At 69.8% G+C, this 11,332-nt stretch carries 10 protein-coding genes and 1 pseudogene; 6 read left to right on the top strand and 5 right to left on the bottom strand.

Features of this window, described 5'->3' with window-relative positions; translation table 11 throughout:
* Positions 1-103 precede the first annotated feature (103 nt).
* The 3 genes and pseudogenes from ACWD01_RS36330 to ACWD01_RS36320 all read right to left on the bottom strand — a co-directional run.
* Positions 104-251: pseudogene (locus ACWD01_RS36330) on the bottom strand (IS630 family transposase); the annotation flags it as partial.
* A 43-nt stretch (positions 252-294) separates the two neighbouring features.
* Positions 295-492 (bottom strand): hypothetical protein, encoded by a 198-nt coding sequence (locus tag ACWD01_RS36325; RefSeq protein WP_451168125.1) that lies wholly within the window; start codon positions 490-492, stop codon positions 295-297.
* A 120-nt stretch (positions 493-612) separates the two neighbouring features.
* Positions 613-1,923, bottom strand: coding sequence for an MFS transporter (locus ACWD01_RS36320; RefSeq protein ID WP_451168124.1), 1,311 nt, complete (start codon positions 1,921-1,923; stop codon positions 613-615).
* Between the two features lie 82 nt (positions 1,924-2,005).
* Between ACWD01_RS36320 and ACWD01_RS36315 the strand changes: the two genes are divergently transcribed.
* On the top strand, positions 2,006-2,974 hold the full coding sequence (locus ACWD01_RS36315) for a LysR family transcriptional regulator (RefSeq protein ID WP_451168122.1): 969 nt from the start codon (positions 2,006-2,008) through the stop codon (positions 2,972-2,974).
* A 99-nt stretch (positions 2,975-3,073) separates the two neighbouring features.
* On the opposite strand, the gene ACWD01_RS36310 is transcribed toward ACWD01_RS36315, so the two are convergent.
* Positions 3,074-4,450 carry an IS630 family transposase gene (locus ACWD01_RS36310; RefSeq protein WP_451168120.1) on the bottom strand — a complete coding sequence of 459 codons (1,377 nt, stop codon included), beginning with the start codon at positions 4,448-4,450 and terminating at the stop codon, positions 3,074-3,076.
* Positions 4,451-4,495: 45 nt separating this feature from the next.
* Complete coding sequence (locus ACWD01_RS36305) at positions 4,496-4,753, bottom strand: hypothetical protein (RefSeq protein WP_451168118.1); 258 nt, start codon at positions 4,751-4,753, stop codon at positions 4,496-4,498.
* 449 nt (positions 4,754-5,202) lie between these two features.
* On the opposite strand from ACWD01_RS36305, the gene ACWD01_RS36300 reads away from it, so the two are divergent.
* The 5 genes from ACWD01_RS36300 to ACWD01_RS36280 form a co-directional block, all read left to right on the top strand.
* Positions 5,203-5,460, top strand: coding sequence for a hypothetical protein (locus ACWD01_RS36300; protein WP_451168116.1), 258 nt, complete (start codon positions 5,203-5,205; stop codon positions 5,458-5,460).
* A 170-nt stretch (positions 5,461-5,630) separates the two neighbouring features.
* Entirely contained in the window at positions 5,631-9,296 is a 3,666-nt protein-coding gene (locus tag ACWD01_RS36295) for an nSTAND1 domain-containing NTPase (RefSeq protein WP_451168114.1), read from the top strand.
* 669 nt (positions 9,297-9,965) lie between these two features.
* A complete protein-coding gene (locus tag ACWD01_RS36290; protein WP_451168113.1) occupies positions 9,966-10,148 on the top strand; it encodes a hypothetical protein in 183 nt (60 codons plus the stop codon).
* Between the two features lie 145 nt (positions 10,149-10,293).
* Positions 10,294-10,620, top strand: coding sequence for a transposase (locus ACWD01_RS36285; protein ID WP_451168111.1), 327 nt, complete (start codon positions 10,294-10,296; stop codon positions 10,618-10,620).
* Between the two features lie 5 nt (positions 10,621-10,625).
* Positions 10,626-11,332: IS3 family transposase (locus tag ACWD01_RS36280; RefSeq protein WP_451168127.1), on the top strand; the 707-nt coding region annotated here is incomplete at its 3' end.

Below are 11,332 nucleotides of genomic sequence, written 5' to 3'. Positions count from 1 at the left end.
GGTCCCACTCCGCGTTCGTCAGATCCCCACGGCCCATAAAGACAGCCTGACCTCAACACCCCACTCACGTCAGGCGATCCGAGAAACATCGCCTAGTGCCGCGTCAGGCAACGTTTACCCTGTCGACGACGGCGCGTAGGCGCCGGTCGTCGGCGTGGCGGTTTCGCCGGATGATGTAGCGGCGGATCATGTTGTCCTGATTCTTTGTGGTCGGCGTGGTCGGTGCCGTCGAGGGTGAAGTAGCGCAGAGCGGCACCCGGTATGGGTGCCGCCCGTCGCCGTCGTGCTGGTGGGTCAGTTCGTCGGTTCGTGCGCGGCGTCGGTGGCGGCGTACGCGTCGTAGCCGTCCTTGAGCGGCGTCAGGGCTTCCTGTCGGATCTCGCCCGCGGTGGTCCGGGCGACCGACAGGCGCTGCTGGATCGTGGCCAGCGGTACGGTGTCGGGGTTGAACTGGTCGGCCGCGGTGCCGGCCGGGTGCTCGATGAGCAGCACAGGAAAGGCGCAGAGATGCGGCGCTGAGCGGGCGCACGGCGGCGATGCGGACCTTGCCCGACGGCATCGGGTGGATGTACGCGCTGGGCGCGTGGGACGACCCGCGCGTGGAAGTGGCGCTTACGCCCGGCGGGCGCGCAGGCGCAGCGCCGTGACCGTCGCGAGGGCCGCCGCCACGATCGGCAGCGCGAAAGCTGCCGTCGGACCCAGGTGCTCGGTGGCCGAGCCGCCCACCGCCGAGCCGCACGCAATGCCGCCGAGCAGTGCGGTGACGATGAGTGTCATGCCCTCGTTGAGCCGTTCCGCAGGGACCCGCCGCTGTACGAGTGCCATTCCGGTGATCATGGCGGGCGCTGTCGCCATGCCCGCGAGGAGCAGCGCCGGCGCCAGCGTCCACAGCGAGTCCGTCGCGGCCGTGGCGGCAAACGGCAGGGACATCAGCGCGGTCATCGCGGTCAGGCACAGCAGGAGGCGGCGGCCGGGGTCGGCGGTTGCCGGCAGTGACCCGTACAAGAGGCCCGCCAGGAAGGATCCGGTGGCCTGGAGGGCGAGGACGAGGGTCGCCGAGGACGCGGTCGCGTGTGCGACTGTGGCGATCTCCATCGCGCCGAAGACCGAGCCGGTGGCGAGGAAGACGACGAGCAGCGCGGGCATCCCGGGGGCCCGGAGCAGGGACTCGGCTCGGGCGCCCGGCGCGCGACGTGCGAGCGGGGGTTCTGTGGCGCGCTGGGCGGTGAAGACCAGCATGCCGGTGAGGAGCAGGAGCGCGGCGACGAGCGTGCCGGCCTCGGGGAAGAGCGTCGAGCAGAGCAACGCGGCGAGCACCGGGCCGATCATGAAGCACAGCTCGTCAGCTGCCTGTTCGAAGGAGTTGGCGGTGTGCAGCGCGCCGGGCTCGTCGCGGTACAGGTGGGCCCAGCGGGCGCGGGACATGCCACCGATGTTGGGGGTGGTGGCGGTCGCGGCGTAGCCGGCGAAGAGCGTCCAGTCGGGGGCGTCGTGGTGGACGCAGAGCAGCAGGGCGAGCGATCCCAGGACGGCCAGCACGGTGGCGGGCACGGCGATCCGGGCCTGCCCGTGCCGGTCGATGAGGCGCGCCGTGTACGGGGCCACCAGCGCGGTCGCCACCAGGCCGGTGGCGGTGACGGCTCCGGCGAGCGCGTAACTGCCCCGGGTCGTGGCGATCATGATGACCGCGCTCACGCTGAACATGCCCATCGGCAGCCGGGCCAGGAGACTGCCCGCCGTGAAGGCGCGGGCCCCGGGAGTGGCGAAGAGCCGGGCGTAGGGGTTGCGGCGGGGCGGGCGCGAAGGCGGGCGTCTCGTGGACGGTCCCCCGGCACGGGGCGCCGGGCCGTGGTCCGGCATCGGGACGGCGACCAGGATCTCCGCGGTGGCGGACAGGAGCAGGGGACGAGGTTCGTGAGGCATGCGCTCAGCCTCGATCCGGCCCGACCACGGGGTCCAACACCCGTTCGGGCGCATTCACGCACCACTGTTGTAAGTTCTACCGATGCCCTCCGACCCGGATCCCCGCCTGCTGCGCGCCTTCGTCGCGGTCGCCGAGGAGTTGCACTTCACCCGGGCCGCCGCCCGACTGTTCGTCGCCCAGCAGGCGTTGAGCCGGGACATCCGGCGGCTGGAACGCGAGACGGGCGGCGAGCTGTTCGTGCGCACCACCCGGCAGGTCGCGCTCACCGACGAGGGCGCGCGGCTGCTGCCGTACGTACGCCGGGTGCTCGCCGCGTACGACGAGCTGGGCGGAGCCGCGGGCGGCACGGGTGGGGACGGGAGGCCGCTGCTCGTCGACGTGGGGGCGTCGGTCGGGACCGCGTACACCGTGCTGGAGGAGGCGCGCCGGGCGGAACCGGATCAGGATTTCGTGGCGCGTTTCCATAGCGGGCTCACCGGGGCGGCGGCCGAGCTGCTCGCCGGTCGGCTCGACGTGGCGGCGGGCCGGGTCGCCGGGCTCGACCCCGGCGTGCTCGGCCGGCTCGGCCACCGGACCGTGCGCTACGAGCGGATGGCCGTGCTGATCGCCGACGACCACCCGCTGGCCGCACGGGACCGGGTGCCGCTGGACGCGCTGGCGGGGGAGACCCTCTACACGGGTGTCGGCAATCCGGCGACCGCCGAGTGGACGGACCTGGCAGCGCGGCTCTTCGCGGGCCGGGGCATCGGGATGGCCGAACCGTATCCGGAGATCGACGGGCCCGAGGAGTTCGTCCGGGTGGTGCGGCGCCGGGGCTGGTCCGTGCTGGCGAGCACGGACTTCATCGAGGTGCCCGGGATGGTGCTGCGGCCGATCGTGGATCCGGTGCCTCTCGCCCCCGTCTCGCTGGTGTGGCGGCGGGGTCTGCGGCACCCGGGTCTGGAGGTGTTGCTGCGGACCGCCGCGGAACTCGGGGCGCTTCACGGCTGGCTGGTGAAGCCGGCGGGCAGCTGGCTTCCCGCCGTGGATGTATCAGTTCTGTCCTCGTAAACGGAAGCCCGGACAGGTGAATCCGAGGAGGTGGCTCTGGGATACAACCGGTGCCTGCGCGCCGTCGTCGACAGGGCGAACATTGCCTGGTGCAGCACACTAGTGTCCTGCGTCAGAAATGACGAGGTTAAGTTTCTTCCAGTTTTCGGTGGTCGGGGGGTTGATTTTGGTGAGGTAGTCTGCGAGGGAGTTGAGGATCTCGTCGGCGGTCTTTGTCCAGGTGAAGGGCCTGGGATTCTGGTTCCAGGTGTCGACCCAGGCCCTGATGTCTTGCTCCAGGGCCTCCACGGAGGTGTGCACCCCGCGGCGGATGAGCTTGTCCGTCAGCAGGCCGAACCACCGCTCGACCTGGTTCATCCACGATGAGCCGGTGGGGGTGAAGTGGACGTGGAAGCGCGGGTGCTTTCCGAGCCACGTCTTGATCTCGGCGGTGTTGTGGGTGGCGTAGTTGTCGCAGACCAGGTGGACGTCGAGGCCGGCCGGCACGGCCTTGTCGATCCGGGTGAGGAACTTCTTGAACTCGATGGCCCGGTGCCGGCGGTGCAGTGCCGATATGCCGCTGCCGTCGGCGATGTTGAACGCGGCGAACAGGCTGGTGATGCCGTGCCGGTAGTAGTCGTGGGTGCGCCGCTCGGGCATGCCCGGCATCATCGGCAGCACTGGCTGCGAGCGGTCCAGCGCCTGGATTTGGCTCTTCTCGTCCACGCACAGCACCACTGCCTTCTCGGGCGGATGGTGGTACAGGCCGACGACGTCGACGACCTTCGCGACGAACTGCGGGTCGGTGGAGAGTTTGAAGGCGTCCTGGAGATGGGGCTTGAGGTCGAACTTCTTCCAGATTCGGCCGACGGTGGACTTCGACAGCCCGGAGTGCTTCGCCATCGAGGCCCGTGACCAGTGGGTGTCCTTGCCCGGGGTGGACTCCAGCGTTGCCGTGAGCACGTCCTCGACCTGGTCCAGCAGGATCGAGGGCGGCCTGCCGGGACGCGGCTCATCGGTCAGCCCGTCCAGACGCAGCCTGATGAACCTCGACCGCCAGCGATTCACCGTTCCCTGCGATACACCGAGTTCAGCGGCGATCTCTTTGTTCGTCCCGCCTTCCGCGCACCGCAGTACGATCCTCGCCCGCTGCGCCAGGAACTGCGCGGTCGTCGCCCGCCGTGCCCAGCGCGTCAGCTCGGCACGCTCGGCCTCGGAGAGCACCAGCTCCGGCTTGCGCCGACCCGGCCGCGGCTCGTCCACCAGGCCCGCCACCCGCCGGGCCACGAACCGCGAGCGCCACTTGCGCACCGTCTCCGTGGACACCCCGAAGTCCGCCGCCACACCGGTATTTGACGCTCCCTCCGCACAGGCCAGAATGATCCGGGCCCGCTCCGCTACACGGGCGGACACCGCGCCACCCACCCAACGCGCCAGCTCCGCCCGCTCCTCGGCAGACAGCACGACTTCAACAGCACGAGGACCCCGAGACGCCATGAAAGCAGCCTACAGACTTAGCCTCGTCATTTCTGGCGCAGGACACTAGCGTGCCTGTACTGCCGGGCTCATGCGCCCACTGGTGCGCTGCACCGCCCGCTCGGCGATGCCCAGGGCTCGCTCCGCCTCGGAGAGCTCCCACCGGACGTGTTTGAGGCGGGTCAGCGCCGATTCCGTCAGCACGGGATAGAGGCTGACCACCTGCTGCCACAGCGTGTGCAGTGCGCAGGTCTTGGCAAGGACGTCCAGGTCCGTGCTTTCCAAACCCAGCGACGCGCTCCAGGCCAGTGCAGCACTGGCCATGGGGGCGTCCGCCTGGGCCGCCAAGTGGGCACTGCGCAGGACCGGACGCAGAGCGGGTGATCAGTGGGACGTCAGGGGCCGGACGCTTCTGACCGAAGCGACCAGCGGATCGCCGGTGTACCGGACGCCACGGCACCTCACAAGACTCGAGCCGGCGCCTGTGACTCACGGCGGATCCAAGGTCACATACGAGCGACCTCGCCAATCCGGTCCTTCAGGAATCAACAAATCTGCGCATTTTGCCTCAAATGGGTAAGTTGTTCATGAGAGGCAAATTGAGGGTGAGGGTGATGGATGCGATTGTATCGTCGGCGGCCATGTCCTTGGTGGGGGCGATGGCCACGGACGCATGGCAGCAGGTACGAGTGGCCTTCGTTGCCTGGTGGCGACGTGTACGTCCGAGTCAGGCAGAGCAGGTGGACGCTGCGCTCGTAGAGTCCCGTGACCGAGTGCTGACGGCCCGCCGAGCGCAGGACGAGGATGCGGAATCACATCTCGTCGCGGCCTGGGGGGACCGTCTGACCGCACTGCTGCGGGACGACCCTGCGCTGGTGGATGAGCTGCGGCGACTGATCGAGGAGGAGATCACCCCGCTCCTGTGCCGCGAGGGCGGCACTCGCACCGGGTCGCATGAGTTCCGTGCCGAGGCATCCGGGCATGGCCGGGTGTACCAGGCCGGGCGCGACCAGAACATCTACGGGCCATGAGTGCCGCCGACAGACAGCCCTTACACGGAGAGGGGATCCGGCTGGAGGGTGAGGCCTCGGACCGAGCCAGGATCTATCAGGCGCGCCGGGATCTGTACGTGTCGGAGCGGGACCTGCACCTGCATTACGAAGATGGAGTACGCACGGCCCGCCGCGTGCACACTGCCGCTGTGTCTCAGGAGTGCCCGTATCCCGGGCTGGCCGCATTCAGCTCTGAACAGGCCCAGTGGTTCTTCGGCAGGGACGCGCTGGTGGCCAAGCTTCTTGTCCGGCTGGACACCTGCCTCGCGGTGGGCGGGGCGCTGGTCGTCGTCGCGCCTTCCGGGGCGGGGAAGTCGTCGCTGCTCAGAGCGGGACTCCTGCCCGAGGTTGCCCGGGGTGCCCTGCCGGGCTCGGCGTACTGGCCTCGCCTGTGGCTGACACCGACCGCACATCCGATGGCAGCCCTCGGCGCCCGCCTGCCGGAGGTGACGTACGCGGGGCAGGGAGAATCTGGCGACGGGGCGCAGGGGCCGGTGTGGCGACCGGATGTCATGCGGCGCGCGCTTGCGGAGGACGACGGCGACCCTGGCGCGGAACGCCGCCTGGTCCTGGTCGTGGACCAGTTGGAGGAACTGTTCACGCTGTGCGCCGACGAGCGCGAGCGGCGGGATTTCCTGGATGCGGTCCTGCGCCTGGCGGACATGGGCCCTGGTGGCGAACCGCCGGTCGCCTTGGTCGTCTTCGGTCTGCGCTCGGACTTCTACACCCACTGCGCCACTCATCCGGGGCTCCTTGACGCCGTGGAACGTAACCAGGTGATTGTGGGGCCTCTGTCCCGGGCCGGGGTACGGGAGGCGATCCTCCATCCCGCCCGCGCGGTCGGATTGGACCTCGAACCGGGCCTCGTGCAGGTCCTGTTGCGCGACCTGGGTGCCACGGAACCGGACCCCGCGCCTCCGGGCAGCGACGAAGCCGACGCCTACGAGGTCGGGCGGCTTCCGCTCCTCGCCCATGCACTGCGGGCCACCTGGCTGTGCCGGTCAGGCCACGTCCTCACTGTGGACGGTTACGAGTCCACCGGTGGTATCGCGCACAGCGTGACGGCCGAAGCGGACCGCTGCTTTGACCAGTTGGACCCGCAGGTGCAGCGGACGGCGGAGTCCGTGTTCCTGCGCCTGGTCAAGTTCGGCGACGGAACCCACGACACGCGCCGCCCGGCTCGGTACGCCGAACTGCTGGGCCACGGCGCACGCGCCGAGGAGACGGCCGAGGTCGTCGAGACATTCACCCGGGGACGACTGCTGACCCGGGAACAGGACACGGTCACCATCACCCACGAGGTGCTGCTGCGGGCATGGCCGCGCCTGCGGCAGTGGAGCGAGGCCCACCGCGCCCAGTACATGGCCCGCCAGCGGTTGGAGGACGCGGCCACTGCGTGGCAAGAGGCGAACCGCGACGCGGGCCTGCTGTACCGAGGCCACAGGCTGGACGAGGCCCGCGCCCTGGCCAACGACAAGGACACGGGCGAGTGCGGTCCAGTCGTGTCCGCGTTTCTGGCCGCTTCGGCACGGCAGCGGCACCGGGCACGCCGGATCCGCCAAGGGGTCATCGCCGGGCTGACGGCGCTGGCCGTGCTCGCCGCCGTCTCCGCCGCCCTCGCGTTCCACCAGCGCAACACGGCCCAGCAGGAACGCAACACCGCGATCCTCGGCGAGACCAGGGCCCAGGCCGACCTGTTGCGCGAGACCGATGCCTCGCTGGCCGCCCAGCTGGATCTGGTCGCGCACCGTATGTCGCCAGCCGCGTCGACGGAGACCCGGTTGCTCAGCGCCCAAAACGTGCCGCTGGCCACCGTGCTGAGCGGTCACACGGACCGGGTGAACGCCGTGGACTTCAGTCCGGACGGGCGCCTGCTGGCCAGCGCCAGCGGTGACGGCACGATCCGGCTGTGGAACACAGCCCGCACGGACCACCCGGTCCCGCTGGGCGCCCCGATTCGCGGATTCCGGGGCGGGCTACGGGCGCTCGCCTTCAGCCCCCGGGGACACCTTCTGGCCGCCACTGGCGACGACGGCACTGTACACATGTGGGACGTCCAGGACCCTCACCATCCAGCCGGTCTGGGCACCCCGGCGCGGGTCGGCACCAGCGCCCTGAACACGCTCGCCTTCAGCCCGGACGGCCACGCCCTCGCCACGGCGGGACACGGCGGCCGCATCCATCTGTGGGACACCACTGACCCACGGCACCCGCGGCCCCTCGCCGAGCCGCTCCCCGCCTCCGCAGACGAGGTGAACGGGGTGGCCTTCAGCCCCGACGGCAAGCTGCTGGCGTCCGGGGGGAGCGAGGCGACGGTGCGGTTGTGGAAGGTGGCGGACCGGCGGAATCCGTCCGCCGTGGGCCGGACACCCGACATCTCCTTTAAGGCCGGGAACCCCGGCTCCGCCCAAGCGGTCGCCTTCAGCCCGGACGGCCGCACACTGACCGCGGCCGGCAGCGACCAGACCGCACACCTGTGGGACGTCACGAACCCCGCCAAGCCGAGACAGCTCGAGAGCCCTGTCAGCAACAACGTCGTCAACACCGTCGCCTTCTCCAACAACGGCCGACTCATGGCCTACGGCGGCGACGACAACACCATCTGGCTCGAGAACGTGATGGCTCCGAACAAGGTCTGGGACCTCACCCAGCCCCTGACCGGCCACACCGGACACGTGCTGGGCCTGGCCTTCGACCCGAAGGGCACCATGCTGGCCAGTGCGGGCGCTGACCACACCATCCGACTGTGGACGATCCCACGCACGATCCTGAGCGGACACACAAGCTACGTCGACACCGTGGCCGTGAGCCCCAACGGGCATCTGCTCGCCTCGGGCTCCGAGGACAACACCGTCCGGCTCTGGGACGTCAAGAACCCGGCCACTCCCCGCCCGCTCAGCGCCTCGATCCGCGGCCGCACCCCGTACGTCAACTGGACCGCCTTCAGCCCCGACGGAAAGACACTGGCCGTCGCCGCCGGCCCGGACATCCAGCTGTGGGACGTAACCGTGCCAGCCACGCCCAAGCCACTCAGCGGGCCACTCCACAATCCCCGGGAGAACTTCCTGGCCGTCGGGTTCACCCCCGACGGGCGCACCCTGGCAGGAAGCAACGGCGACGGCACGGTCGCGCTGTGGAATGTCTCCGACCCATCCCACCCCACTGCCCTCGGACCGCCGTTGAACACCGGTGCGGGCTCGGTCAACCGCCTGGCCGTCAGCCCAGACGGCCGCACGCTCGCCGCCGCGGCGCAGAACGGCACCCTCCGTCTGTGGGACATCACCGAACCCACGCGCCCGACAACCCTGGGCCTACCTCTGCGCGCCAGTGCGGACCCTGTCCAGACAATTGTCTTCAGCCCGGACGGCCGTACCCTCGCAGCCTCCGGCAACGACGCCAAGATTCGCCTGTGGAACATCACCGACCGCACGCACCCCACACCGACGGCACCACCCCTCACCGGCCACAACGACACCGTCTACACGCTGGCCTTCAGCCCGGACGGGCAGACGCTGGTCAGCGGTAGTTTCGACAGGACGCTCCGCCTGTGGGACGTCGATGAGGGGGGCCGCGCACGCGCCCACGGCCTGCCGGTGACCGGCGTCATCGACTACGTCAATGACGTCGCCTTCTCCCCGGACGGGCGCTTTCTCTTCATCGGCACCGGCAATGCAACGGTCCACATCCTGCCGCTGTCCACCCAGGCCGCCGTCAACTACGTGTGCCGGGTGACCGGGAACCTACTGACGCCCGCGCTCTGGCGCACGTATATCCCGCAACTGCCCTACGACCCGCCGTGCCCCGGGCAGGACTGAGATCGCCGCAGGCCGGGCACCGTCTCGGCGACCAGGAGGCGGGTACGAGGGTGCCCTCCACAGGCGCGGAGCTGAACGTCGTGCCCCATACGGCCTGGCCGGGGTTCCGGGTCACCGCGCCAGCACCTGGGCCTGGGCATGGCCGCCTGCGCTGCCCGCCCAGCCCGTCACCCAGGAGCCCGGACCCGCCGCACGCCGCCCTGCCCGTTCCGGCCCAGGGCAGCAGCCCCAACCAGCCAGCCGCTCACGCCGGCAGCCCACCCGGGACAGCTGCCGCCCCAGGCACCGGCCGTCGATCCGCGGACCGGGTGGCGCGTGGCCCAGGGCCGTCACGCACGACCAACGCGAGCGATCCGTGCCGGGCGCGCCCCTCGGGTATACGGCCGCCGTCGAGCTGTCCTCGGACCGGCTGCCGGGCCGCGGCCGACGCTGGGCGTGGTGATCGGTGCCGGCGCGGTCGTCGTCCTCGCCGCTGCTCTCGGGCTGTTCCTCGCGATGCGGCGCCGTTCCACGGCGAAAGACCGTGAATAGTCGATGAGCACCACAAGCACGATGGGCACGACCGCTGTGGCGCGGGCCTCCGAGGCCCGCGCACGACGTCTGAGAAAGTGCAGGCGTGGGTGCCCTTCCCGCAGCTCTCATCCCCGTCCCGCGTGAGAGGGCAGCCGCATGAGCGCCTCCGACGTCGCCGCCGAAGCCTCCCGCCTGGTCGGCTTCGGACTGCGGCCCAAACTCGTTCCTTCCCGCGACGAGGAATACCGGCGGCTCGTGCGGCGCTTCCGTGCCGATGACGAGTTCGCCGCCGTCACCGCCGCCGTTGCCTGGGGACTCTACAGCTGTGAGCTGGGCTGATCATCTAGCTGGTTCAGCTGTCGTTGCGGCGTTGAGGGGCTGGGGGCCGGTTCCGGCGTGTGGCGCATTGGTATCTGAGCTGCATAATCGCGAGATGAACCGTTCCGGGTTCGGTAGGGACTCGATCGTTTGAGAGGATCGAGTTATGGCACGTCCTTCCCAGTACCCGCTTGAGCTGCGCCGTCGTGCGGTGCGGATGGTCGCCGAGGTGCGGCCGGAGTACGACACCGAGTGGGCCGCGATGAAAGCGGTCGCCCAGAAGCTGGGCATCGGCACGACCGAGACGCTGCGCAAGTGGGTGCGGCAGGACCAGATCGACGCCGGAACCCGTCCGGGCACAACGAGCGAGGAGTCGGCCGAGCTGAAGCGACTGAAGAAGGAGAACGCCGAGCTCAAACGGGCCAACGACATCCTCAAGTCCGCAGCGTCTTTCTTCGCGGCCGAGCTCGACCGGCCACACATACGCTCGTAGCGTTCATCGACGAGCACAAGGACCGCTTCGGCGGCGTCGAGCCGATCTGCCGGGTCCTCACCGACCACGACTGCAAGATCGCCCCGTCCACCTACTACGCCCACCACAAACGCCAGGCCGCACCCGCTGCCCGCACCGTCCGTGACGCCGAACTGAAGATCCTGATCACACAGGCGTACGAGGCCAACTACCGTGTCTACGGCGCCCGGAAGATCTGGAGGCACCTGAACCGCCAGGATGTCGCGGTGGCCCGCTGCACCGTCGAGCGCCTCATGCGTGAACTCGGCATCACCGGGGCGGTCCGCGGCAAAAAGGTGATCACCACCATCCCTGACGCGAGCGCGGAACGGGCCCCGGACCTCGTGGACCGCGACTTCGTCGACCCCGCCCCGAACCGCTGCTGGGTCGCCGACTTCACCCACGTCACCACGTTCGCCGGCGTCGCCTACGTCGCCTTCGTCGTGGACACCTTCTCCCGCCGCATCGTCGGCTGGTCAGCAGCCACATCGAAGGAGACGCGGCTCGTGCTGGATGCCCTCGAGATGGCCTTGTGGCAGCGCGACCGAGACCAACGCCCCTACCAGAAAGGCGAGTTGATGCATCACTCCGATGCCGGCTCGCAGGGCGGATTCAACTGGTCGTCGCAACACCTCGTATGCATGGAGGTGTTGGATGGTGCGTCGTCAGCAGGCAGCGGATCGGGCGCTGCGTC

The sequence above is a fragment of the Streptomyces sp. NPDC002835 genome (assembly GCF_053591995.1).
The sequence above is the reverse complement of the archived record's forward strand: the minus strand, read 5'-3'. Positions and strand labels throughout refer to the sequence as shown.